Here is a 296-nt window from a genome sequence, read left to right as displayed (position 1 = left end):
CCCATCTCGTCGGCCAGGGTGGGCTGGTAGCCCACCGCGGACGGCATGCGGCCGAGGAGGGTCGAGCCCTCCTGGACGGCCTGGGTGAACCGGAAGATGTTGTCGATGAACAGGAGCACGTCCTGCTCCTGCACGTCACGGAAGTCCTCCGCCATGGTCAGCGCGGAGAGCGCGACACGCATACGGGTGCCCGGCGGCTCGTCCATCTGACCCAACACCAGGGCGGTGTTCTTCATGACGCCCGACTCGGTCATCTCCGTGATGAGGTCGTTGCCCTCACGGGTGCGCTCACCGAC

1 pseudogene is annotated in these 296 nt (G+C 66.9%); it reads right to left on the bottom strand.

The features are described from left to right. Window positions 1-296, bottom strand: a pseudogene (locus DBV35_RS29810) (F0F1 ATP synthase subunit beta); the annotation flags it as partial.

It is taken from the genome of Acuticoccus kandeliae (genome assembly GCF_003073115.1).
The sequence above is the reverse complement of the archived record's forward strand: the minus strand, read 5'-3'. Positions and strand labels throughout refer to the sequence as shown.